The 23,162-nt window shown below is 48.6% G+C and carries 24 protein-coding genes and 1 pseudogene; 7 read left to right on the top strand and 18 right to left on the bottom strand.

What is annotated here, in order from left to right; all coding sequences use genetic code 11:
• The first annotated feature begins 263 nt into the window (after positions 1-263).
• From BT142_RS10260 to BT142_RS10250, 3 genes are all read left to right on the top strand, one after another.
• A complete protein-coding gene (locus BT142_RS10260) occupies positions 264-1,226 on the top strand; it encodes an alpha/beta hydrolase (RefSeq protein WP_242871980.1) in 963 nt (320 codons plus the stop codon).
• 50 nt (positions 1,227-1,276) lie between these two features.
• Positions 1,277-1,786 carry a hypothetical protein gene (locus tag BT142_RS10255; RefSeq protein WP_072418105.1) on the top strand — a complete coding sequence of 170 codons (510 nt, stop codon included), beginning with the start codon at positions 1,277-1,279 and terminating at the stop codon, positions 1,784-1,786.
• Between the two features lie 140 nt (positions 1,787-1,926).
• Entirely contained in the window at positions 1,927-2,388 is a 462-nt protein-coding gene (locus BT142_RS10250) for an L-2-amino-thiazoline-4-carboxylic acid hydrolase (RefSeq protein WP_242940029.1), read from the top strand.
• A 193-nt stretch (positions 2,389-2,581) separates the two neighbouring features.
• Here BT142_RS10250 and BT142_RS10245 read toward each other — a convergent pair whose 3' ends face one another.
• Positions 2,582-3,127 (bottom strand): alpha/beta hydrolase, encoded by a 546-nt coding sequence (locus tag BT142_RS10245; protein ID WP_072418103.1) that lies wholly within the window; start codon positions 3,125-3,127, stop codon positions 2,582-2,584.
• A 104-nt stretch (positions 3,128-3,231) separates the two neighbouring features.
• On the opposite strand from BT142_RS10245, the gene BT142_RS10240 reads away from it, so the two are divergent.
• From BT142_RS10240 to BT142_RS10225, 4 genes are all read left to right on the top strand, one after another.
• Positions 3,232-3,750, top strand: coding sequence for a TetR/AcrR family transcriptional regulator (locus BT142_RS10240; RefSeq protein WP_072418102.1), 519 nt, complete (start codon positions 3,232-3,234; stop codon positions 3,748-3,750).
• A 96-nt stretch (positions 3,751-3,846) separates the two neighbouring features.
• A complete protein-coding gene (locus BT142_RS10235; protein WP_207647524.1) occupies positions 3,847-4,110 on the top strand; it encodes a dehydroquinate synthase/iron-containing alcohol dehydrogenase family protein in 264 nt (87 codons plus the stop codon).
• 346 nt (positions 4,111-4,456) lie between these two features.
• Positions 4,457-4,696, top strand: coding sequence for a hypothetical protein (locus BT142_RS10230; RefSeq protein WP_072418100.1), 240 nt, complete (start codon positions 4,457-4,459; stop codon positions 4,694-4,696).
• A gap of 88 nt (positions 4,697-4,784) precedes the next feature.
• Positions 4,785-6,224 carry an MATE family efflux transporter gene (locus BT142_RS10225; protein WP_072418099.1) on the top strand — a complete coding sequence of 480 codons (1,440 nt, stop codon included), beginning with the start codon at positions 4,785-4,787 and terminating at the stop codon, positions 6,222-6,224.
• Between the two features lie 293 nt (positions 6,225-6,517).
• Here the strand turns inward: BT142_RS10225 and BT142_RS10220 are convergent.
• The 17 genes and pseudogenes from BT142_RS10220 to BT142_RS10150 all read right to left on the bottom strand — a co-directional run.
• A pseudogene (locus tag BT142_RS10220) lies at positions 6,518-6,619 on the bottom strand (iron-containing alcohol dehydrogenase); the annotation flags it as partial.
• A 190-nt stretch (positions 6,620-6,809) separates the two neighbouring features.
• The gene (locus BT142_RS10215) at positions 6,810-7,934 is read right to left on the bottom strand and encodes a cation diffusion facilitator family transporter (protein ID WP_072418098.1); all 1,125 of its coding nucleotides are present in this window, start codon (positions 7,932-7,934) and stop codon (positions 6,810-6,812) included.
• Positions 7,935-7,958: 24 nt separating this feature from the next.
• Positions 7,959-8,102 (bottom strand): hypothetical protein, encoded by a 144-nt coding sequence (locus BT142_RS19085; RefSeq protein WP_175444952.1) that lies wholly within the window; start codon positions 8,100-8,102, stop codon positions 7,959-7,961.
• An 18-nt stretch (positions 8,103-8,120) separates the two neighbouring features.
• On the bottom strand, positions 8,121-9,212 hold the full coding sequence (locus BT142_RS10210; RefSeq protein WP_072418118.1) for a radical SAM/SPASM domain-containing protein: 1,092 nt from the start codon (positions 9,210-9,212) through the stop codon (positions 8,121-8,123).
• Positions 9,213-9,216: 4 nt separating this feature from the next.
• Complete coding sequence (locus BT142_RS10205; protein ID WP_072418097.1) at positions 9,217-9,765, bottom strand: glutathione peroxidase; 549 nt, start codon at positions 9,763-9,765, stop codon at positions 9,217-9,219.
• 4 nt (positions 9,766-9,769) lie between these two features.
• On the bottom strand, positions 9,770-10,225 hold the full coding sequence (locus BT142_RS10200; RefSeq protein WP_072418096.1) for a MarR family winged helix-turn-helix transcriptional regulator: 456 nt from the start codon (positions 10,223-10,225) through the stop codon (positions 9,770-9,772).
• Positions 10,226-10,701: 476 nt separating this feature from the next.
• Positions 10,702-11,865 (bottom strand): hypothetical protein, encoded by a 1,164-nt coding sequence (locus BT142_RS10195; RefSeq protein WP_072418095.1) that lies wholly within the window; start codon positions 11,863-11,865, stop codon positions 10,702-10,704.
• A 3-nt stretch (positions 11,866-11,868) separates the two neighbouring features.
• Positions 11,869-11,943: a hypothetical protein gene (locus BT142_RS19590; RefSeq protein WP_242871982.1), complete on the bottom strand. Its 75-nt coding sequence runs from the start codon at positions 11,941-11,943 to the stop codon at positions 11,869-11,871.
• 620 nt (positions 11,944-12,563) lie between these two features.
• Positions 12,564-15,959, bottom strand: a complete 3,396-nt coding sequence (locus BT142_RS10190; RefSeq protein ID WP_072418094.1) for a non-ribosomal peptide synthetase — start codon at positions 15,957-15,959, stop codon at positions 12,564-12,566.
• Between the two features lie 14 nt (positions 15,960-15,973).
• Positions 15,974-16,771 carry a thioesterase II family protein gene (locus BT142_RS10185; RefSeq protein WP_072418093.1) on the bottom strand — a complete coding sequence of 266 codons (798 nt, stop codon included), beginning with the start codon at positions 16,769-16,771 and terminating at the stop codon, positions 15,974-15,976.
• The gene (locus BT142_RS10180; RefSeq protein WP_072418092.1) at positions 16,768-17,055 is read right to left on the bottom strand and encodes an acyl carrier protein; all 288 of its coding nucleotides are present in this window, start codon (positions 17,053-17,055) and stop codon (positions 16,768-16,770) included. The genes BT142_RS10185 and BT142_RS10180 overlap by 4 nt, the downstream gene beginning before the upstream one ends.
• Positions 17,052-17,825, bottom strand: a complete 774-nt coding sequence (locus BT142_RS10175) for a thioesterase II family protein (RefSeq protein ID WP_072418091.1) — start codon at positions 17,823-17,825, stop codon at positions 17,052-17,054. Before BT142_RS10175 ends, BT142_RS10180 begins: the two co-directional genes overlap by 4 nt.
• Positions 17,826-17,829: 4 nt before the next feature.
• Entirely contained in the window at positions 17,830-18,063 is a 234-nt protein-coding gene (locus tag BT142_RS10170) for an acyl carrier protein (RefSeq protein ID WP_072418090.1), read from the bottom strand.
• Between the two features lie 40 nt (positions 18,064-18,103).
• A complete protein-coding gene (locus BT142_RS10165) occupies positions 18,104-19,777 on the bottom strand; it encodes a polyketide synthase (protein WP_175444951.1) in 1,674 nt (557 codons plus the stop codon).
• A gap of 6 nt (positions 19,778-19,783) precedes the next feature.
• Complete coding sequence (locus BT142_RS10160; RefSeq protein WP_072418088.1) at positions 19,784-20,527, bottom strand: SDR family NAD(P)-dependent oxidoreductase; 744 nt, start codon at positions 20,525-20,527, stop codon at positions 19,784-19,786.
• Positions 20,524-21,279, bottom strand: a complete 756-nt coding sequence (locus BT142_RS10155; RefSeq protein ID WP_072418087.1) for a thioesterase II family protein — start codon at positions 21,277-21,279, stop codon at positions 20,524-20,526. The genes BT142_RS10160 and BT142_RS10155 overlap by 4 nt, the downstream gene beginning before the upstream one ends.
• On the bottom strand, positions 21,269-23,107 hold the full coding sequence (locus BT142_RS10150) for a non-ribosomal peptide synthetase (protein ID WP_072418086.1): 1,839 nt from the start codon (positions 23,105-23,107) through the stop codon (positions 21,269-21,271). The genes BT142_RS10155 and BT142_RS10150 overlap by 11 nt, the downstream gene beginning before the upstream one ends.
• Positions 23,108-23,162 lie beyond the last annotated feature (55 nt).

Raw genomic sequence — 23,162 nt, 5'->3', positions numbered from 1 at the left:
CTGCGGTTAGCTTGAACTAACCGAATGAAAGCAGGTGCAGCCATGTCAGCCGAAGACGCTTGCAAGATAGAGCATGATCTTAGTAAGGAGAACTTTTAAAAGATCAAATCATATTTTGAACAGCACAAATGGATAATTAAGGCAACACCGCGCAACCACCGTCTTCGCCTTTGCAAGTCATTTGCTTGTATCTGACGCACAATGGTTGTGCGGTATTGCCTTAAAAGCGGCGTGGAATAACAGAGCAGAAACGAGGTATAAAAATGAGTGAAAAAATCAAATTGGTCAGCGCACCCGACGCGCGGGGGAATATGCTGTATGATCTGACAAAGTTCATTGTCACAAAAATGAAAATGAAGCAGAGCCTTGTGGGTACAAAGGAAGAAGTCCTTGCAAAGGCGGCGAAAATGAATCAAAAGCGCAGCTTTCAGATAATACCTGGTGATAATAAGGCGCATTATACCGATCATCTTATCGGAGGAAAGTATCACTGTGTCGAGACTGACATACGAACGAAACGGCAAAAAGGTGCGATACTCTTTGTGTTCGGCGGCGGAATGATACTCGGCTCCGACAAAGGGGATATCGGGCTTTGCCGCAAGATCGCTCAGACAACAAAGCGTGATGTGTGGTTCCCCTATTATCCGCTTTGCCACGAGCACGATATTCTTGAAAACGTGCAGATGATATCTGAGTGCTACACAAAAATGCTGCGCTTTTATAAGCCGGAAAATATCGTGTTTTTAGGTTTTTCATCGGGCGGTGCGCTGCTGCTCGACCTTATCACATACATTAATGAGCGAAATGACAGCGGCGAAAATATCCCCATGCCGGGTCTGCTGATACCTGTTTCGCCGGGCAGTGTACCTGTGAACGATAAGGAACGCGAACGCATACGAAGGCTGGAGAAAAAGGACATTATGATACCAGCCTCTTACATGGAGCTTGCGCGGGAGATAATGTGTCACGGACGCGATATTCCGGAAAAATATCTCGCCACCGCTTACGGAGATTTCCGAAACGCACCCGTGACTCATTTCTACTACGGCAGCCATGAGACGCTCTATGCCTTTGCACCAAGCTATGCGGAAAGCTACAAAAAGGCGGGCGCGGACTGCATTTTTCATGTCGGAAAGGGTATGCACCACTGCTATGCTCTGCAATACTTCATACCCGGCTGCAAGCCTGCGTTTGATGAGATAATGGAGCTAATAAACGGTAAATAATTTCGGCAAAGCATGATCATCGTGCTGTATTGACCTATTGGAGAAAAAAGATGAGAAAAACGATAAAACAGTCACTGACAGTCAGCACTTTAATGGGCGCTTTGGTCCTTATCATCCCATATCTTGCGCCGCCGAAACTTGTGCTGCGCTTTCTGCCGAAGGATATTTACGAGGCAGGCAAGGATCACCCCGCGCCGTCAAAGAAAAAGCAGCTGCTCGGACATCTGCTGACGGCAGCTTTCTGCGGATATTTTGCGTGGGCGATGAAGGACACCGCCGACAGGATAAAGCGTGAGCGCCTTGGCTTCACCGAAGCATTCAGGCGGCTGGCGGTGTTCATGTACATAATAAAAGCGTTCGACATTATTGCCCTCGATCAGTTTCTCTGTATGACGAGCGGATATTACAAGCGCTTCTATCCCGAAACAAAGGACTGCGCCGGCTGGCACGACCGCGGATGGAACAACAAAAATCAGGGCGCGAGGCTGCTTCTGTATTCTGTGGTCTGTGCGGCGCAGGCTTATTTGCTTACGAAGAAAAAAGGAGAAAAAGCGGAATGAAATATACATTCAAAACGTGGTTCATAGGGAACTTCTTTTATACGTCGGTAAAGCCGTATTTAGAGCAGAAAAACATTTCCGATCCGGCTATAAGGAATATAAAAGCCGAATTTAAGCAAATAACGCTCAGGGCAAAGGATATGTCTCAAAGCAATTTAGTATCTTCGTACCTCATGGGGATATTTTTCATCGCCATGAACAGGCACACAGGGCTTTCAGCCGAGGAAAACTACAAGGTCATCGAAAGCGCCGTAAGCTCCTCAAAGCTGTTTAAGAAAGGCCTGGGAACGGCGGAGGATTACCTTGACGAAAAGAAAATGCCTCAGCGCCGAAAATGGGCTGAGGAAAGCCATAGGCTCAGAAATGAGAACAACTGGGTGGTGGACGTTCTGCCCAAATGCGCCGACTTCGATTACGGCATGGATTACAGCGAGTGCGGTATCTGTAAGATATGCAGGGACGAGGGCTGCCCTGAGATCGCAAAGTATCTGTGCAGGCTCGACTATGTGATGGCTGATATGCTCGGCGTAAAGCTGGTGCGCACAACGACCGTCGCGGAGGGTGGAGAGGTCTGTGATTTCAGGTACAGTCTGAAGAAATAACAAGCAAAGATCGGGCTTGCAGTATGCGGAGTTTTCATAAGATGTAATAAGCTCAAACTCGTCGGGATCTACTCCTGCCCACATGATACGAGCCTTTTGTGAACTCATCGTTATCCATCGGCAGAAGTGTACCGTCCAAATCGAACAGTATCGTAGTGATCTTCGTTTTGTAACCTCGCTGTGTCATATTTTCTCAATCATTGATGATTTTGTCGATCCACGCATATATATCGTCCTCTGTCTGCCCTGCCATTTTCTCCTGTTCGGGCGACTTGCTGTCATGGAAATGCAGCTTATCATATTCGGGATTATTTTCCTCGATGAAGCCGTGTAACGCACCGTCATAGGTGATAAGCTCCGTCGGTATACCGTTATCATCAAGTGCCGACTTATATTCCGGCGAACCCTTGCCGATAGGTTCATCTCCCGCAAGAATAAAAAGTGCGGGAGGAATTGTTTTCTTCTGTTCATCGGTCAGTTCACTGTACTGCTCTGAAATGTCGCTGATAAATGGGTAGCAGAGAATCTGCCCACTGACGTTAATACCTTCCTTGTGCAGCTGTAATGCTGCCGCCATGGCGTGATAACCGCCTGCCGAATAGCCGAGAATAAAAATGTTATCGCTGTCTATACCGTACTCGTCAGCGTTGTTACTCATGTATTTTACAGTATCTTTGACCTCATCGACCGCATACTGCTTTGTGATACCGTCCTTCATCAGCTTGTAATTGACCGTCAATACTATGATACTATAATATCACACAACCATGCCAAGTCAATCATATAGGCGAAAATGATACTATTTGGCGAAATAGTATCACCGTGGGAGGAAACACAGAAATAATGTCAGACTATGTAACAACAGCTTACGGCGAAGCCCTCATTAAGCTGATGAAAAAGAAGAATATCGAGAAGATCACCGTTGACGAGTTATGCGAAACAGGCGGCATCGGCAGAGCAACATATTTCCGCAATTTCAAATCAAAGGATGAGATACTCACCGAATATATGATCATGAGGTGGCGTGAATACGAGAAAAATCACAAACTGAAAGAGCATAGTCTCAGCGATATTTACCGTGTGCAGCGATATTTTGAGTTTTGCTATTCAATGCGCAAGGTCAATGAGCTGGTCTTTACGCAGGGGCATCACGGGGCAATTTTGAATGCTTATGAAACTATCGTCACAGACAGTGATACCGAAAACGCCATAGATAATTATGAAAGCAATTACATGGCATACGGTTTGTTCGGGATATTGATGAAGTGGGCTAAGTGTGGTTACTGTGGTTACAAAGAAACACCGCAGGAGCGTGCTCAGATCGTGGTTGACAGGATATTTACAGATGACAAGCATGAATAAACAGCTAAAACATATAAGGAGAGATCACCACGAGAGACTTCGTTTTTGAGAACAAGACCAAGGTTTATATCGGCAAGGATCAGCTTCAGCATCTGCATGAGGAGATCGGCAGGTTCGGAAAAAGGTGCTGCCTGTTTACGGCGGCTTTTTCAGGCGACCGTCTGCCGCGCGATGGAGCACGAGCTGTCGGCGTTCTTCTTCGACACGCTCGGCTTGCAGAGCAGGCTGTCCGATCTTGGCATTGACGACAGGGATTTCGCGGTCATGGCAAAGAAAGCCTGCGGTCAGTACGGAATGCGCCCCGGCTTTACCGACCTCACGCCGAAGGACGTTGAGGCGATTTACAGAATGTGTCTTTGATCCCAAAGTGAGGTGTGCTATGACAGTATTTGAAGAACTCCGCGAGTCATCAAGAAGGTCGGAGAGTGGAGATCAAGGGTGATGCGGACATAAATGTCGCAATAAAGTCTGTGTCTGCGGCTTCGCTGATTTCTGACTCGGGGGCTCGTTTTCCATAAGCTCCATTTGTCCGAAATATGCTCTATGCCGTGTTCAGGTTCGTTTCGGGAGCAAACTTAAACTTTGTGCAAAAATACCATTTGAAAAATCCCGAAAAGTCTGGTATAATAAAATCATAACGAGCAGCATCCCGCGTAAGTCCGGTTATTGCTGCTCGTTTTTATTTTTTTTCAGGAGGTAGATCACAATGAAAAGAGTCAAAGAAGCGTGTATCTGTCAGACCATGCATTTTCAGCTGAACGAAAATCTCACTCATGATTACGCGGTCAGGATCGTGCAGGAGGAGGTCGCTAAGTATAAGGCTCAGCTTGATAAAAGCAGAACCAAATACAAGATCATCGATGAGACCGAACAGCCTGACGGCTCGGTCATCATCAAGCTGAAAAAGCAGTATAACAGCGCCCCCGTGGGCTCTTATCTCGACTGACACAACCGAACAGAAACCAAAACAGCGTGTAGCCAAAAGCATAAATCCAGCTTGCGGCTCACGCTGTATTTTTTAAGGAGGAATTTTTATGGAAGAAACCGCAAATCAATTTCTGGGTCGCGAGCCCGTCGGCAGGCTCATGAAGAAATACGCCGTGCCGTGCATTATTTCGCTGTTGGTGGGTGCGCTCTACAACATCGTTGACCAGATTTTTATTGCAAATGCGGCATATCTCGGCTCTTACGGCAACGCCGCCAACACGGTCGTATTCCCGCTGACGGTCATAGCACTTGCCATCGCCGTGATGATCGGTGACGGCTGCTGCGCGTTTGCAAGCCTCAGTCTCGGAAAGCATGAGGAGGACGCCGCGAGAAAAAGCGTCGGCAATTCGGTCATCATGAGCATTGTCGGCGGACTGGTACTGTGCGCTGTGTATCTGATCTTCAGCGACGGTATAATTGCTATGTTCGGCGGTACGGTCAATCCCGAGACATTCAGGCATTCGCAGGAGTACTTTTTCTATATCTCGCTGGGGATACCGTTCTATATGTTCGGACAGGCGATGAATCCCGTTATCCGTGCAGACGGCAGTCCGAGATTCGCTATGATCTCCACGCTCGCAGGTGCGGTCATCAACATGATACTCGACCCCGTTTTCATTTTCGGCTTCAGGTGGGGCATGATGGGTGCGGCAGCCGCCACGGTCATCGGGCAGGTCGTGACAGCGCTGCTTGCGGCGTGGTATCTGCTGAACATGAAGCAGATCAAGCCGTCGAAGCGTGATCTCAGGCTGAGCGGCACTATCGCAAAGAAAACGCTCACTCTCGGTCTGACGAGTTTTTTGTCGCAGATAGCGCTCGTCGCGGCTATGGCGGCGATCAACAACATGATACGCAAATACGGTGCTATGGACGAGGTGTTCGGGCAGGAGAAGTACGCGCAGATACCGATGGCAGTGGTCGGCATCGTGATGAAGTTCTTCCAGATCGTCATTTCTATTGTAGTCGGAATGGCGGCGGGCTGTATCCCGATCGTCGGCTTCAACATGGGCGCAGGGCTGAAAAGCCGCGTGCGTGAGCTGTTCACAAAGCTTCTGATAGCAGAAGCAAGTGTCGGTGCTGCGGCGCTCCTGATCGTAGAGCTGTTCCCGAAACAGCTGATCGGTATCTTCGGCGCCGCAAATGAGAGCAGCTATTATACCGATTTCGCAGTCAAATCTTTCCGCATCTATCTCTGCATGATGATCTTTGCCTGTGTGAACAAGTCCTGCTTCATTTTCCTGCAAGCTATGTGCAAAGCGCTCGAATCTACTGCACTTTCGGTCATTCGTGAGATAGTGTTCGGAGTGGGGCTTGCGCTGTTGCTCCCCGTATTCTTCGGGCTTGACGGAGTGTTGTATTCAATGCCTTTGGCGGATATTCTGACATTTGCTGTGGCACTGTTCCTGATAGTGAGAACCTACAAGGAGATAGGTGTAAAAACCGTAGAGAGACCCGAAAATATCAGCATACGGGCAGAAACAAGATAAAAAGCTTATTCACCATTAATGCAAACACTCTGCTTCCTGATCTCATCAGGTGCATACGTTTTTCCGTCTGTTGAAACTGAGCGTGTATAAGTAATAATATTGCCTTGTAAAGGCGGTATTTCGTTATGTTATTGATCCAATCCGATTTAAGTCGAAAAAATAGAGTAGAGTAACTTAGACCAATCAAAGATTCTATTTACGGAACACACCATTATCCTGGTACTTATCTGGTCAAAAGACCACCACCTGCTCAATTATCCTGCGGCTACACAAAAAGTGCGTGATTTTGTGCCTGCGTCAATAGCCTTTGAGCAGTCGAGGACGCTTCCTCCGCCCACCGCGAGAATGACATCAATTCCCTTTTCCTTGCATATCCTTACGCCGTCAAGAACGCTGGGATCGTACTTGGCACCGCGCAACCAACGGCTTCGCCTTTGCACGTCATCTGCTTGCATAAATTCCGTTATATTACCCAAATTCAGCTTGATGGGCGCCAGCCCACCTGCGCCTCATTTAGGTGATCTGAGGAAATTTCTGACTTCGCATCTGACGCACAATGGTTGTGCGGTATTGCCTTTATATCTGTCATTTCTCCGAAAAATCGGTATCCAGTGCTACTTGCAGTTCAAAATCGGGAAACGCTTTTTGAACATCGGAAATTATCTGTTTATACGTCTCACTTCGGTCGGGGGCGTCGAAGCTCACTACCACATCGAATCGTATGGTTTTCGTTTCCTTTGTAAGATAGAATCCGTGCATCTGCAAAACGTGTTCGCGGGCGAAAACTATCTCACGGACTTTCTGCTCGACTGCTTTGGCTTCATCGTCTTTCGTGTTTATTGAGTAAACCCCCACCGCCGTGAGAATGACGCGGTGCTTGTCATGAACGGCTATCTGTATCTCACGGATGAGCCTGTCTATCCTGTCCGCCGAATATGTGTCGGGGACTTCGATATGGATAGAGCCGTTCCATGCGTCGGGACCGTAGTTGTTCAGTACGAGATCATATGCGCCCTGAACGCCCTCGAACTCGGTCACGGTCTGCTTTATGCTTCTGGCAAGCTCGGGGGCGCTGCGTTCTCCGAGTATCTGTGAAATGGTGTCCTTCAGCATTTCAAACCCTGATCTGATTATGACCAGCGATATCACCGCGCCGAGCCACGCTTCAAGTGAAAGCCCTGACAGCATGAACACGATAGCCGCGACAAGAGTTGAAGCGGATATGACCGAATCAAGCGTCGCGTCCTCGCCCGAATTGATGAGCGAATCGGAGTTGACCTTCTCGCCCACGCTTTTGACATATCTGCCGAGAACTATCTTGACTACCACCGCCACGCCGACGATTATGAGCGAAGCTGTGGAATACTCGGGCGTGGTCGGCGTGATGATCTTCTTGACCGACTCCACGAACGAAGTAACGCCCGCATACAGCACGATGACCGAGATCACCATAGCGCTGAGGTACTCGATACGTCCGTAGCCGAAGGGGTGCTTTTTGTCGGGCTCGCGCCCTGCGAGCTTGGTGCCGATTATCGTTATCAGCGAGCTGCCTGCGTCGGAGATATTGTTGACCGCGTCGAGAACTATCGCTATCGAATGGGTCATGAATCCCACAACAGCCTTGAACGCCGCGAGGAACACGTTAGCGACGATGCCCGTAACGCTTGTTCTGACGATAATCTTACTTCGGTTTTCAGTATCGTGGGACATATCCTCACAACCTTTCTGTTATGTTCAGCTTCGCCTGTTTTTGCACCAGAAGTGCCACTTGGGTGCGGGAGGCATTGGCTCGTGCTTTAAGAGCGCTTTTATCACGCGGCGGTGAGTAAATCCGCAGCAGAGGACTGCAAGAACTATCAGAACAACAAGAACTTTCATAGAAATTCCTCCCTTTTTTTATGCGTTGATGAGCTGTTCAACCAGCTCTCTTTTTTCATAAAGTATACATCCGCCGTCGTGGTCTTCGAGCAGATAGCCCTCTTCGCGGAGCTTTTTAAACAGCGGCGAGTTCATCGCTTCTTTCAGCGAACCGTTTTTTACATTTACGTCCGAGAAGGGCGAGAAGGGACAGGGCTCCGCGCCCCCGTGAGAATTGATATGGAAAAATCCTCTGCCTGCCGCTACACAGCCGCCCGAGCTTTTTTCGTCCCCGGGGAAGGATATGTAGACCATTTCGGGGTTAGTTTCCCTCAGCCGTTTTATCTCGCTCTGCATGAATTCGCGTTCGGTCTCGGTCGGGGCGAGGTCGCGGCTTTCCTCCGTCACGGGGACGTATTCAACGAATATGACCGCCTTGCAGCCGCGTTCCGAAAGGCTGTCCAAAAACTCCCGTGAAGTGACTTCCCTGAAATTCCTCGTCGTGACTGTTACGGAAGCGCCGAAGATCAGCCCGCGCTTTTTTATCTCGTCCATGTTGGCGATCAGCTTGTCGTAGATGCCCTTGCCGCGCCTTTCGTCGGTGTGTTCGCGGTCTCCCTCGATGCTCATGATCGGAATGAGATTGCGGCATTTGCCGAACAGCTCCAGATACCTTTCATCGAGGAATGTGCCGTTGGTGAAGATCGGGAAGAGGATATTCTGCCTTTCCCCTGCCGCTTCGATGACTCCTCGCCGCAGCATGGGCTCGCCGCCCGCAAGCAGTATAAAGCTGATACCGAGCTGTTCGGCTTCGTCAAAGACCGCCTGCCATTCGTCATCGGTAAGCTGCTTGACGGGCGCACTGTCAACGGTTGCGTGATTGCACCGTGAGTAGCACCCCGCGCAGTGCAGATTGCAGCTGCTCGTGATACTTGCGATAAGGAACGGCGGGATATGCTCGCCGTTATCCTCAGCCTTGCGGCGCTTTTTCGACGCGGCACGGCTCGCGGCTGCGAATCTCAGCATGAACGTACTTTCTTTCGGGTTTTTAAGCGTAGCTTTTATCGCTTCGGAAACGACGCGCTCCACGCCCTCGGTGAGATATTTTTGAAGATCAAAATTATCATTCATAAGATCACCCCAGTATTTTTTCAACAGCTTTTCTTACCTCAGCCATGTCCTCGGTGGGTTCAAACCTTGCAAGCACGTTGCCGTCACTGCCGATCAGGAACTTGGTGAAATTCCATTTGATATACGCCTTGTCACCGAACTTCTTGTTGTTCATGTCCGCGAACTTTTCCAGCGCGGCATTCTTGATGCCCTTGCCGAAGCCTGCAAACGGCTTTTCGGTTGCAAGGAACTCAAACAGCGGATCGGCATTGTCGCCGTTCACATCTATTTTTGCAAACTGCGGGAACTCGGTGCCGAATTTCAGCTTGCAGAAGGAGTGGATCTCGTCAGTGTCGCCGGGAGCCTGATTTGCGAACTGATTGCAGGGGAAATCAAGGATCTCAAAGCCCTTGTTACGCAGGTCACGGTACATCGCTTCAAGCGGCTCGTAATGCGGAGTAAATCCGCAGCCGGTCGCGGTGTTGACGATAAGCAGCACCTTGCCTTTGTACTCGCTCAGGCTTACCTCTTCGCCCTTTCTGCCCTTCACGGTGAAGTCATAAACGTTTTTCATAAGATCATTCTCCTTTCGTATCGGTTGAACGGTTTTCAAGTAATTCATTCAGCAGATCGCGTAGCTGCAAGGCTTTTTCGGGTGCGATACTGACGCAGCTCCCGACCTGCAACGGAATATCCTTCGCTTTTAATTGAAGCTCCCTGCCCTTGTCGGTCAGCGTTATGATGAACGAACGCTCGTCCGAAGCGCTCTGCTGTTTTTCGATATACCCCTGATCGCGGAGTTTTTTGAGTAACGGCGAAAGTGTGCCGCTGTCGAGCATGAGCCGCTTGCATATCTCGCCGACGGTAAGCCCGTCCTTCTCCCACAGCACGAGGAACAATATGTACTGCGTATATGTCAGCCCCAGCGGTTTCAGATACGGTGTGTAGAGCGACGTTATGACCCTTGCCGCGGCATATATCGGGAAACAAAGCTGATTGTCGAGCTTCATTGCTTTGCGGTAGTCGTAGTCCATGTTTATTCCTCCTTGAATTTATCTTGTGTACAACTATATTGTATCAAATATAAACCTGTTTGTCAAGAGGTAATTGAAAATTTCACGAAATTATCACAGATACAAGATTTAGGAGAACGGCGGACATATCCAATTATTTTGACGGCGATGCCGATATTCAGCACAACACAGGTATCGCAGAGCATTGGGACGTTATTGAGACGATCGCTGCCGAGGACACACGGCAGAATACAAACGGCAAGTTCTGATAACAAATTCAAAGTGTGCTGAATTTCTCGGTACCCCTTTACCGAGAGCCCGAAATATGGTACCCTATTGACAAAAAGCCAAGCCCTTAGAGCATTTTCTGAGGGCTTGGCTTGGTCTATATGACACCTTCAACGAATATGCCAACTGAGTGTGTTATAATAAAACATGGGACTGCCACGCAGCAGTCCCACGATCTCCGAGCCGAAGCTCGATTGTCCTTTCACATCTTATGCTTTCACATTCGTGATCTCGGCAGTGCCGTTCATGTAGTCAAACTTGAATTCCGTATCAAACAGCTTCGTCAGATCATCGGTCGTAAGATCCATCATACATGAGTTAGAAGTCATATTCATATTCCCCCGAAGCTCGATACGAACACCGTTGCGCTCGGCATAGCACTCGCTGTCGCTAAAGCGGAAAACTACCGTTTTCTCTCCTCTTTCAAGAGAATAGCTGTTGTTGTCGGAGGCGGACGGCTTGAAGCCAGTACACTCCGCAAATGCGGCGATAAACGGGAAATCGAGCTTTTCGCCATTCTTATTTGTAAATCCGTCGCGAACGTAGTACAGCGTTTCTGTCTTCCCGACAGAAATGTCCTCATCCGTGTATCTTGCGCGTATCATGCTGTATTCTGAACTCTTCAGCTTTGCTTTCATCTGGGAAGGACCGTACTTTTCCAGCAGATATGTGTGTGTGTCGTCAATTATGTCTCCGTCGCGCATCTCATCAACATAACTCTGCTCGGCAAGAAATATCTCCAGCTCCTCATCATGATCGACAGGTTCGGTACCGTCCTGATATTCAAACTCTTCCCATAACCATTCCGTATCATCGTTTTTACCGCTCAGACAGTCTATCGCGATAACAGGACGCTCGAATTTTACCTTGTATTTCCCGTCGTAATCAGACACGGCAGGGATACGGTATGAGCCGCTCTCGACCAGTTCGCAGGCAGTCGCTACCACTGTACGGATATCCTCAAAACTGTCGGCGATGACCCTTGTACCTCTGCTGAAATCCTCGTGAGATATCCCCCTCTCGTCGAACAAAGCGTTCACTTCGGGGTGGTCGCCGACCCACTTCACAAGATAATCGCACTCGTACTGATAGTATCTGTCAGCTCCGAAATAATCATAGTCCAGATGCAAACACTTTACTGTAAATTCCGTGCCGTCCGCGCATTTCATGCCGTACTCGACGTTTTCGGAGTTATTATCGGGTGACTGCGTTATCTCCACAGTATTTCCAAGTTCTTCCGACAGCACCTTGGCAAGCTCTTCGTCTGACAGCTTTTTGCCGTCAGAACAGCCTGTAAGTAAAACAGCCGTCACAGACATCAGTGTGAGTGCCATCACCTTTACCCACATACGATGATTTTTAAACAGTATCATACTTTAATTCCTTTCAAATCTTTTGAACGTTCTGCCGTCTTTTTCGACCATCTCGTTCCACTTCTCGGCTTGGCGCACCCATACGCCGATTATTTCTGCTGAGATAAATCAGAACTTGCAGGGGCAGTGAGTGCGGGTTTTAACTGGGGTATTAATATTTTGGCAGATAGATGTGTTCGGAAAGATAGTCTCTCGCCGTTTTTTCTGCACTCAGGAACGTCTTTTTGGCATGGTCGCACTAATAAAAAGAAGAATCGCAAACTTTCCGACCTTCACAAGTTTAGAATGAATCCCCCAAGAGCACCCGCAGTCAGCACAAACCCCGATTTATCTTATTTCTGCCGTCAATAACTGTTATTCCGTATAACAACCCGAGAGTATGAAGTTATATGCCAATTATACCACATCGCGCCAAAATAGTCAATTAAAAAATACCGTGCACATCGCTCACGAAGAGCTTGCTGATAAAGCAAACAAAAGGATATGCCTTCCGTTGACTGCAAAAGGCATATCCCTGTTTTGTTTATATCGGTATAGCAGAGCCCCACAAACCGCATAAATACTCACTTTTTTTGTTATTGCTCCTTTGCATTCAGCAGCTTATGCAACACCAAAGCCGAAATATCAGACATTGGTTTCTTGCGGTGTTATGCAGCTGTTTTCTTTGGAGCGCTATAGATTTTCGGTACACTTTCGGTTCAGCGGACACGCTCAGCCCTGTCAATGATAAGAGCCCATTGTGACAGCAGGGGCGTATTCAGAATATCATATATCGTAAGTGTTACCCCGAATTTTTTTCGTATCTGACCGAGAATGCGTATGGCAGTAATAGAATCGCCGCCCATTTCAAAGAAATTCATATCCGATGTAATATCGGAACCATTGAAAATGTCACGGCATATCGAAAGCAATACCGCTTCCGTTTCGGTATCATGGCTTTCCGCGTCAGACTTTTCAGGGGTCTCAATACCCTGTTTATGCACCGCTATACCCTTCAGTGCTTCCGTATCGACCTTTCCGTTTTTGGTCAGCGGCATCGCGTCAAGCCGATGATAATTGACAGGTATCATGTACGCAGGAAGTTTCTGCTTCAATGCGTCTTTCAGCTGTGAAAGCTCGATTTCGTGTTCCGAAGTATAAAAAGCAGTCAGGATACGTTTGTCCGAAACGATGACCGCACTTGATTCAATGCCCGAAATGCTGTTCAGCGCTTCCTGTATACCTTCAAGTTCGATACGCTTGCCGTTTATCTTGACTTGCAGATCGGTGCGCCCGAGTATCTTGACAGAACCGTCGCTGAGATACATACCGAGGTCTCCTGTGTCATAAACACGGACGCCGTCAAAGGTACGGAATCTCTTTCGGTTTTCTTCGGGCAGACCGATATATCCGTCAGTTACACCTATTCCGCCCACGAACATTGTGCCCGCTGTGAAGGGCGGACAAAGCTCGCCGCGTTCGTCGAGAATATAGTAGTTTGTGTGTGCGATAGGTTTGCCGTACGGTATGAAAGTACCGCGGATATCTTCATCGGTAACAACGTGACGTATATTCCATATCGTTGTTTCGGAAGGTCCGCCGACACTGCAAAGAACAGCATTTTTGAAGGCCACACGTATCTTCTTCGCAAGCGTTGCCGAGACCCAGTCTCCGCCCGTAAGGATATTTCTGACAGACGCAAGTTTCTGCCCGGTATCTTCGATATCCGCCTCTGTCAATATCTGCAAAAATGCGGGTACCGAATTCCAGAAAGTGACCTTGTACTTGAAGATAAGTTCAGCCCAATGATACGGGTCTTTTTCGCGTTCGGCATCGGGGAAAACTACAGCCGCACCCGCCGCAAACGCGCCGTACATATCAAAAACGGACATATCATGGCAGTAATTTGTTATCGCAAGGAAGCGGTCATCGGGGGTCAGACCACAATGACTGCGCGTTTCAGTCAGACAGTTCACAAGTCCCGACTGTTTCAGCGGGATGCTTTTCGGCAGACCCGTTGTTCCCGATGTATTGATGATGTATGCAATATCATTCGGGGAAGTGTCCGTAAATCTCACATCTTCCTCATCCGACGGTTCGACCTTATCGACAAGTATAACGGTCACGCCGTTAAGACCGCTTAACTTTTCGGAAAGCGCCGTCTCGGTCAGTATCACTTTCGTCCCTGCATTTTCGGTGCAGGCCTTCAGCTGTTCGGCAGGCATCTCGATGTCGAGAGGGAAGTACGCAGTTCCGCACATTGTGCAGGCAAGTGCAGATACTATCTGTAGATGGCTCTTTCTAAGGAAGACCGCTGCTCCTGTTGTGGAGATACCGCCCGCTGCGGACCGCAGCTGATTTGCGGCAGACGCAGCCGTGCGGTATATCAGTTTATAGCTGTATTCCTTTCCCTTGCTGATAACAGCAGTTCTTTCGGGTGACGTGCGGTAGGGTGCAATGAGAAGTTCTGCAAGAGAGGGAAGTCCGTCATCCGCAGCAAGGTCGGCTGAGGTGCAGCATTTCACGGTCTCCTGTTCTTTCTGCGTCAGTCCGATACCCGATCCCTTTTCAAACAGTTCGGGAGCGTCACAGATCTTTTCCAGAGTCTCCTTGAACGTATCACCGATGGCGTCGGTAAGTTCGGGCTCGAACAGGTCTGCCGCGCAGTCCATTGTCAGCATGATGCCGTCGGTGTTTTTCATCGCAATGGCATCTATCCACACCTGACTTGTATGCGTTTTGGTATACGTTTTTTTCAGCGAATGTTCTTCACGCGCAGGTATATCTATCAGACTTGTGAAAACGATAGGGGCGGCAACATTTGCACCGTCCTTCTTTTGCAGTTCGCGGATAAGGTCAGTGCCGAAAAATGAATCGTGCTGCATTATCTCGGCTATTTCCTTCTGGTTTTCCGACGCACACTCGATAAAACTCCTGTTTTGCGTATCGTCAAGATCGAACAGGAAGAAGTTTGAGCATTCTCCGATAAGTTCACCCATATCGGGATGTATGTGCGGACGAACAGCGACAGGCATATTGATAACGCATTGTTTATCACGGCAGTATTTTAATATCGACTTGCCGAAAACGGTGAATATCACGGAAAACGGAGTAAGTTCATTCCTGCCCGCAAACTCCGCAACGCCGTTCCATGTTTCTCGGCTTATGTATCTGATGACCTGACGTGTGCGTACCTGTCTGATATTGCCGGGGTCGGTCTTGAGAGGGAGCGCAGGTCTCGAAAACTTGTCCGAAGCCTTTTGCAACCAGTATTCTCTGTCCGCCCTGAATTTGTCCGTATCTCTTATCTCTTCAAGATATCTTACATAATCCGAGAAAAGTATTTCGGGCGGTCTTGCACTCAGCTCAGTATCCGTGTAGAATTTGTCCAGCTCGCCTATTATCTTTTCATGACTCCATCCGTCGATTATCATACCGTCATGGCTGAAATGGATGATGGTCTTGTCGGGAGCGCATTTTGTAGCCGCAAAGCTGACCAGCGGCAGATGATGAACATCAAAGACCGTATCAAATATCCGCTCACGCTTTTCAAGCAGATATTCCTGCTGTGCATCAGGCTGCATATCGGAAATATCTTCAAGCTCAAAATCAAGCTCCCCGAATTCAGCCTCGACCTGCTGTGTGCCGTCCTCGTTAAAATGTGTACGCAGAGTATCGTGCTTAGCGATGAGCTTGCGGATAGCCTGTTCCATACGGCGATGATCGTAGTTTTCGCAAATGATCTCCGAATAACCTCTTGTGGGGCTGCCGCCGAGTTCGGTATCATTCTGCCGCCCGATATAGTAAGCTGTCTGAAGATCTGTCATTTTGAAAACATCGAACCGCTTTTCGGGATGCACCTCAAAGGCTGCGGCGTTGTCATCGGTTATTACATTTTTGCGCAAAAGCTCGATCTGTTCGGCAAGACCGCAGACCGAACCCGATTCAAACATTTTTTCAAAAGGGATATCGACATGAAATTCTGCGTCCAGACGGCTTTTCAGTTCACCGATGAGAATGGACGTTCCGCCAAGCTCGATAAAGGAGATATCGCTTTCAAAATCGCCCTTTATTCCGAGTATTTCCGCAAATATATCGTGTATTTTCTGTGTCATGGCTGTCCTCCTGTTCAAAGACCGTTTATGATCTCGATAAAAAACTTTTTCTCAGACATGATGGCATAATGCCCGCCCGTGACGCTTTTTTTATCCGAGCTCTGAAAATAACGCTCCCAACCCAGAACATCTTTTTCTGCCGCAAACCTGTCCTGCGGACTGTAAAATACCACCGCGCAGGTCTTGATGACTTCATGACCGTGCGCCGCGTCATGATAGGCTTTCAGCATCCTGTGATCCTGTGAGATCTGTTCCATAGCGCCGTTCAGCAGAAAAAGCAGCTGCATCTGTTCAAAATCCTCATCCTCATTCCCGTCGGGAAACACAGACGCAAATGATACGGGGGTCTCTTTTTTATACGCGGATGCATAGGCGCTGACGGCTTTTTCGGCAGCTTCATCACTTCCGAGACTTCCCGAATTGAAGAACTGTGCGACCATCCCGCGAAATTCTTCGGTCTCTGTCAGTTCCTTTTCGGGAATGCGCAGAGAATCAGGTGCGCCGCTTCCAAATGTGAGAAAAGCGCCCGGGAGCGGCTTGTTTTCTGCCTGTAATTTTTTGCAGATCTCATAGGCTATCACAGCCCCGAAGCAGTATCCGAGTATCATGAAGCTGTCATTTGCGGGGTTTTCTTTATCCATATCCGAGATAAGGATGCGGCAGAGTTCATCCATATTTTCGACAGGCTTTTCGGAACGCTTACTGCCCCTTCCGGGAAGGTCGAGAATACACAGCTTAATGTCCTTTCTCAGCGATGCAGACCACGACATGAAGGGATTTGCGCCTGCTGCGGAAATGCAAAACAGTATCATACAGCTTCCTCCTGTCCTCTGTTTGCCGCGATGACCGCTTCGATATGTGACAGCAATTCAAAAAAAGTCGGATATTCATAAATATCGGTATAGTTTAAGCGCACTGAAAACTCACGGTCGATAGCCGAAAGAAGCCGTATCGCTTTCAGTGAATCGCCGCCGCAGATGAAATAATTATCGTCATCCGAAGCGCAGGCGGTCTGAAGGTTATCGCACCACAGTTTTTCTAATGCCTTTTTTATTCTTTCTGTTCGGTATTGTGTCGGGAGGTTGCTTGTATTCATAACGTTTTCCTTTCCTCTTTTTTTGTGACCATGTCAAGCATTTCATTGATAAGCCGCGGCAGAGTTTCGGCGCTGAAATAGAAATGTGCGCCGCTGTATTCTATATGGTCTGCCCCGCAGTCAGTATATTTTTTCCACATATTTGCGTGTTCGGGCAGGATCATTTTGTCATCACTGCCGTGAACTTCAAGTATCGGACAATCGACCTTTTTCATCAAGTCATCCGAATACTTCTGAAACAAAACGAAATCTTTCAGCAAAACAGGTACAAAGCATCGGATATATGTCTCATTCTTTGCAAACGCATCTGCGATAAATCCAAACTTTCTGAACGTTTCAGCCGCTTCATAAATATCCATATTTTCATCAACAGATATCGAAAGCGGTACACAGGGCGGATTGCTTGCGGACATAACAAGAAGTGCAGGCGACACGCCGTAAATTTCCCGTACCGCCAGTGCGGTCTCATAGGCGATCACCGCGCCCTCGCAGTGTCCGAACAGAATGCACGGCTTTTCGGTAAAAACAGCCTTGTTCTCTTTTGCGATATCCTCTGCGAGGATACGCAGAGATCCCGGCATAGACTCTCTGTGCCGCTTTTCACGCATCGGATATGCACAGGGGAAAAACTCCGCATTGTTCGGGATAAAACGGCACCAATCCAAATAAGCGGAAGCGCCCGCCCCTGCGTGCGGAAAACAGATGATCCTGAATTCCGCAGTCTCACTGCTCCGAACTGTCGGGAACCAGACTCCGTATGTGCTGTTCATATCTTCAGCCCTGTGAAGCAAGCAGCTCAGCAAGCTGTTCTATAGTGTTGTGCTCGTAAACATCGTTCAGTGTGAGCGACGAAGAATATTTGCCGTTGATATTTTCGACCATCATAGTCGCAAGCATGGAATTGCCGCCTATCTCGAAAAAGGATTCATCGGTCCCGATCTCTTCTTCACTTTCGAGTATCTCTTTCCATATCGCTTTGAGTTCGGCTATCATTATTTCATTATTCATAGTTATCCTCCTGGTCATATATTGTTGTACCGAGCGTATTTTAAGCCCATATCTTCTTTTTTTCAAAAGGATATGTTACGGACGGCAGTTTTTGATACTGTGTTTTTTTCGCTAAAGCGCACCAATCAATGTTTCCGCCGCTGAGATATATGCGGCAGATCTCATCTTCATTTTCGGGGCATACCGCCTGCGCAGCTTTATTTATTTTGCATTTTACGATATCTACAGGGCAGGTCAGCTTTAAAAGCAGATCGTCCGTATTTTCAAAACGGATAAAACAGCGATATGCAAAGTCATCACGTCCGAAATTCAAGGTGTGGATAAGATCGTCACGATCATCTGTCCGACCTATTTCCTCGGCGATCTCAGCAAGATATGCCGATAACGCCGTTTCGGATGCAGCGCTGCATTTCAGATAATGCACCTTATCGGGTTTGAGATTCGGTGCAGGGATATTTTCCGCACTTTCAAGTATCATATGAACATTGAGCTCGTTCAGACCATAACTGCCGATGTCCGCTATCCTGTGCCTGTCAAGCGCTATCGGGCTTTTTACGGGTGCTAAATGCGCACCGACGAGGTCGAGCTTCGGATCCGCTTCCGTGAACCCCGAAATGGGGAAAACGGTTTTTGCTTCAAATGAAAGCAGCAGCTTGATAAGCCCCGTGATGCCTGCGGCATTTCCGCTGTGACCCAGATTTGATTTGACCGCCGAAAGCAGAACAGCTTCTTTGACGGTTCTCTCGGAAAGCGCACGGGACATACAGCAGACCTCAGCCATATCGCCCTGAACAGTCGCCGCGCCGTGTGCTTCAAATTCTGTCAGGTCGTCGGCTGTTATCCCTGCCATTTTCCACGCTTCTTTAAGCGCGAGATATTGAGCGTCGGCGTTAGGCGCATATATCGTTGCACACCTTCCCGCGTTGCTGTGCATCCCGTAGCCTCTTATTATCCCGTAGATGTGGTCGTGATTTCTGACCGCATCCTCATACCGTTCAAGCAAAACGAACCCAACGCCCTCGCTGCTGAAAAAACCTGCGGCATTCTTGTCGAACGGCAAACATTGTCCGTCAGCGCCGATACTCAGCACGTTTGAAAGCATATCCTTGCTTTCCTGACTGTCAACGGGCATACAGATCTGCACTCCGCCTGCAAGCATAAGGTCTGCCTGCCCCATCAGCAGATGGTTGCAGGCTGCTGCCGCCGCACTTAACGTTGAAGAACAGGTCGAATCAAGATGATAGACAGGTCCGTTGAGTTTCAGATATTGTGCGAGATAACCGCAGGTCATTCCCGGCATATTGTTGAAGAATGAAAGAAAACTTGTCTTCTTCAGAAGTCTTTTGTAGGAACAGGTCGTCTGTGCTGTGACCGCTCCGCATTTGCGACGGGATATCGACTGTATGCTGTAGCCTGCATCCATTATCGCTTCTGCGGCGCCCTGCATCGTCAGCCGCAGTTCGGGCGGCATCTCCATCACTTCGGGCTTGACTATCCCGAAAAAACTGTTGTCGAAGTATTCGATGCCGTCGATAGTGCGGATGTTTTTCAGAAGTTCGTGATAATCCGCTATCCCGACCAATTCTCCGCGTGCTTCGTGTGTCCCCGCTTTTGCATACTCGCCGTTTCGCAGCATAGCGGTAAAAGCCGCTTTGTTTTCGGCGGACGGAAAACGAAAACTCATGCCTATTACTGCGATTCTGTTATCATTCATATCCATTTACATCATCACCCCGCCGCTTACTTCAAGCACATGACCCGTGATATATGAAGAATCATCCGATGCGAGAAAAGAAACCGCGCCGGCGATCTCATCGGGTCTGCCGACCCTTCCCAGCGTGACAAAACGCAGCTGTTCTTTTATCTGATGTTCGTTGACCTCGATGATGCCTGTATCGCATCCGCCTGGAGCGATAGAATTGACACGGATATTGCTGATAGCAAGTTCCTTTGCGGCGGTTTTGGTGAGCGCGATAACAGCACCCTTCGATGCGGCGTAGCCTATCGACCAAGGTGCGCCGTAAAGCCCGCCGACCGAAGAAATATTGATGATGCTGCCGCTGCGCTGTTTTTTCATGACGGGGGCGGCACTTCTCATCATGTAAAAAGTACCGTAGGCATTTGTCCTCATAACACGGTCAAAATCTTCGTCGGACATTTTCAGCATAGGTGTAAGATTCGTGATGCCTGCATTGTTCACCAAAACATCTATCCTGCCGAACTCATCAACCACCGCTTGAACAAGTTCATCACATTGTGAAGGGTCTGAGATATCCGCCTTTACGGTCATCGCCCGAACTCCGAACGCGCGGCATTCCTCTGCGATGCTTTCGGCTTCCGACAGTCGGCTGTCCCTGTGGTAGTTGATGACAACATCGAAACCGTCTTTTGCAAGGCGCTTAACGGACGATGCGCCTATCCCGCTTGCCGACCCTGTTACTACCGCGCATTTCTGCAAACTCATGTTGCCGCCCCTTTCTTAACTATCCGCCCGATCTCTGCGCAGACCGTATCGGGGTCGTTTGTGAAATAGTAGTGTCCGCCGTCAAAAATGCGTTCGGATGTTTCGGCGGTCGTGTATTTTTTCCAGTCTTCAAGTCTGTTCACATCAATGACCTTATCATCATCTCCGCGGAAAATATACAGCGGACAATGCAGCGGCTCTTCATCACGGGTCATTTTATATGAAAACATCAGCGTGAAATCCGCCTTGATTATCGGCAGATAGTAACTCAGGAAGGCGGAATTTTTACGCACGCTCTCATCGGCAAACCCTTTCGAGATCAGATAATCCAGAAACTCGGTCTCCTCCGCCTGTGAAAGATATTTCAGGCTTTCCAGAGAATACTCGGGCGGTTCAGCCCCCGATACTATCATGAATTCGGGTTCTGTGCCATACATTTTTCGCGCTTCAAGTACAGTCTCATAAGCGATCGCTGCACCTGCACAGTGTGCAAATACGGCGTATTTTCCCGAAAATACCGCCTCGTTCTCACGAACTAATGTTTCTGCAAGCTCCCTGACCGTGTCGGGCAAAGTTTCTTTTCTGCGTGCTTCTCTGAACGGATACTGAACAGGATATATGCTGATATCATCCGTCAGCTTGTTTTTCCACTGAACAAATGCAGACGGGCAACCGCCCGCAAAAGGGAACAACAGCAGAGAAAGACTTGCATTCTCGCGTTCCGCACCGAATGCGAACCATTTATTTGTCATCTGATAACCTCTCCTTTATGATCTCGCTGAGTGCCGAAAGATCAGCCGCCGTGTAAAGATCTTCCATGTTCAGATCAGTCCCGAAGGTGACGTTCAGCTTTTGAAGCATCTCAGCCGCCGAAATAGAATTGCCGCCAAGCTCAATGAAATTGCTGTCGGCTTTTATTTCGGTGGTTCTGAGTGTCTGCGCCCAGCATATCGCGGCCTTTTTCATAACGGGGTCGGAGATGCCGTCAAAGGTGCAGATCATCTCTTCTGCGGTTTGCTTAATCAGTTCAGCCGCTTCTTTTTTCAGTGCGTTCTTGTCTATCTTTTTCACGGAAGTCAGGGGGAATTCACTGCGGAAGAAGATAGCGTCGGGTATCTTGAAGGATGCAAGCCCCGAAGCTAACAATTCCTTTCTGATCTCGGCGGCAGAAGTTTCATCTTCGGGGATGACGAACGCGGTGATAAGATTGCCCATCTGTGTGTCGGGGATCCCGAAAACTGCCGCATCCCGAACATTCGTGCATTTTCTGATATGCATTTCCAGTTCTGCGGGAAATATTTTTTCACCGCCGCGGTTTATCATATCGTCTATCCTGCCAACGACCTGCAAATACTTTCCATCGACCAGTCTGACCCTGTCGCCTGTACGGTAATAACCGTCCTTCGTGAATTTGGTGCGGTTCGCTTCATCATTCCTGTAGTATTCGGTCGCTATGTTCGGACCCTTTGCGATAAGTTCGCCGAATTCACCCGTCGGGACTTCATTTCCGTCAGTATCCACGACCTTTACACTGTCATATTCACTTGTGTTGATACCTTGATATTTCAGTATCATGTCAAGCGGAAAATCGGGATAGGTCGCATATACGAGCCCCTCTCCCATGCCGTATATCTGCTGAGGTATGCAGTGCATTTTCGCAGCGACCGCGTTTATGATATCGGCTGTACACATCGAACCGCCCAGCTGAACGAGCCGCAGACTGCGGAAGACCTCCGACAGGTCATCGCAGTGCTTTTCGGCATATGCGATGCACTCAGAAGCTACGGAAGGAACAAGAGCGGTCTCGGTTATCCGTTCTTGTTGGATAAGTTCGATTATCTCTGAGGGCAGGGAACTGAAGCACATGATATCTGTTCCGCCCCGAATAAACGTCCCCATAAATCCTGGTCCGCAGATGTGAAAATAATGACTGCACGGCATGGCGGTGAGGTATCGCGTTGTTTCATTCAAGCCGCAGGATTCGGCACATTTTTCCGCAGACCAGAGAGTTGCAGACTGTTTTTTCGGTATCAGCTTCGGTACGCCCGTAGACCCGCCCGAAAGAACGATGTATGCGATATCGTCGGGTGATGGGTCTGCCCTGTCGGCGTTATCCAGCGCATATCCCGATATATGGGCTGATACTATCTCGTCGTCGAATAAGAGTGTCCTGATCGTCGGGTATTTTTTTCGGATCGAAAGAACCGACTCTGTACGGTCCTGACCCTTAAAGCTGCGAAAAGAAATATATGCCGCAGCCTCGGTCGTTCCCGCTATCGAAGATATCTCAAGTTCCCTGCACGACGAAAATACGATCACAGGGACCGCGCCTATCAATTCAAGCGCAAACAGGCACTTGATGAAAAGATGCGTATTACCGAGATGCAGTATCACCTTGTCCTTCGGGCGTATCCCTTTTTCGAGAAAATACGCACCCAAACGTTCGGACTGTTCGCAAAGCTCGAAATAGCTGAGTTTGGTACCGTGGTCGATAACAGCAGTTTTATCGGCAAAACGCCGCTTCATCTCCGCGATGATACGGGGATAGGTTGATTCCTTCAAATCGATCTCAATTTTCATGATGGGGGTCCCTTCCTGTTTTTCATAAAATACATCAAGCTGTAAAGCTGTCGGA

It is taken from the genome of Ruminococcus sp. YE71, from assembly GCF_900119155.1.
In the GTDB taxonomy this organism is placed as follows: Bacteria; Bacillota; Clostridia; order Oscillospirales; family Ruminococcaceae; genus YE71.
This window is presented reverse-complemented; position numbering and strand designations above follow the sequence as displayed.

Excerpts from the sequence above, each read along its gene's own strand:
- BT142_RS10205 (WP_072418097.1), bottom strand. The coding sequence starts at position 9,765 with ATGAAAAACGTTTATGACTTCACCGTGAAGGGCAGAAAGGGCGAAGAG.
- BT142_RS10185 (WP_072418093.1), bottom strand. The coding sequence starts at position 16,771 with ATGATACTGTTTTGCATTTCCGCAGCAGGCGCAAATCCCTTCATGTCG.
- BT142_RS10250 (WP_242940029.1), top strand. The coding sequence starts at position 1,927 with ATGTCTCAAAGCAATTTAGTATCTTCGTACCTCATGGGGATATTTTTC.
- BT142_RS10230 (WP_072418100.1), top strand. The coding sequence starts at position 4,457 with ATGAAAAGAGTCAAAGAAGCGTGTATCTGTCAGACCATGCATTTTCAG.
- BT142_RS10240 (WP_072418102.1), top strand. The coding sequence starts at position 3,232 with ATGTCAGACTATGTAACAACAGCTTACGGCGAAGCCCTCATTAAGCTG.
- BT142_RS10170 (WP_072418090.1), bottom strand. The coding sequence starts at position 18,063 with ATGAATAATGAAATAATGATAGCCGAACTCAAAGCGATATGGAAAGAG.
- BT142_RS10210 (WP_072418118.1), bottom strand. The coding sequence starts at position 9,212 with ATGAATGATAATTTTGATCTTCAAAAATATCTCACCGAGGGCGTGGAG.
- BT142_RS10225 (WP_072418099.1), top strand. The coding sequence starts at position 4,785 with ATGGAAGAAACCGCAAATCAATTTCTGGGTCGCGAGCCCGTCGGCAGG.
- BT142_RS10215 (WP_072418098.1), bottom strand. The coding sequence starts at position 7,934 with ATGTCCCACGATACTGAAAACCGAAGTAAGATTATCGTCAGAACAAGC.
- BT142_RS10235 (WP_207647524.1), top strand. The coding sequence starts at position 3,847 with ATGAGGAGATCGGCAGGTTCGGAAAAAGGTGCTGCCTGTTTACGGCGG.
- BT142_RS10160 (WP_072418088.1), bottom strand. The coding sequence starts at position 20,527 with ATGAGTTTGCAGAAATGCGCGGTAGTAACAGGGTCGGCAAGCGGGATA.
- BT142_RS10150 (WP_072418086.1), bottom strand. The coding sequence starts at position 23,107 with ATGAAAATTGAGATCGATTTGAAGGAATCAACCTATCCCCGTATCATC.
- BT142_RS10165 (WP_175444951.1), bottom strand. The coding sequence starts at position 19,777 with ATGAATGATAACAGAATCGCAGTAATAGGCATGAGTTTTCGTTTTCCG.
- BT142_RS10190 (WP_072418094.1), bottom strand. The coding sequence starts at position 15,959 with ATGACACAGAAAATACACGATATATTTGCGGAAATACTCGGAATAAAG.
- BT142_RS10260 (WP_242871980.1), top strand. The coding sequence starts at position 264 with ATGAGTGAAAAAATCAAATTGGTCAGCGCACCCGACGCGCGGGGGAAT.
- BT142_RS19085 (WP_175444952.1), bottom strand. The coding sequence starts at position 8,102 with ATGAAAGTTCTTGTTGTTCTGATAGTTCTTGCAGTCCTCTGCTGCGGA.
- BT142_RS10255 (WP_072418105.1), top strand. The coding sequence starts at position 1,277 with ATGAGAAAAACGATAAAACAGTCACTGACAGTCAGCACTTTAATGGGC.
- BT142_RS10180 (WP_072418092.1), bottom strand. The coding sequence starts at position 17,055 with ATGAATACAAGCAACCTCCCGACACAATACCGAACAGAAAGAATAAAA.
- BT142_RS10175 (WP_072418091.1), bottom strand. The coding sequence starts at position 17,825 with ATGAACAGCACATACGGAGTCTGGTTCCCGACAGTTCGGAGCAGTGAG.
- BT142_RS10155 (WP_072418087.1), bottom strand. The coding sequence starts at position 21,279 with ATGACAAATAAATGGTTCGCATTCGGTGCGGAACGCGAGAATGCAAGT.
- BT142_RS10195 (WP_072418095.1), bottom strand. The coding sequence starts at position 11,865 with ATGATACTGTTTAAAAATCATCGTATGTGGGTAAAGGTGATGGCACTC.
- BT142_RS10200 (WP_072418096.1), bottom strand. The coding sequence starts at position 10,225 with ATGGACTACGACTACCGCAAAGCAATGAAGCTCGACAATCAGCTTTGT.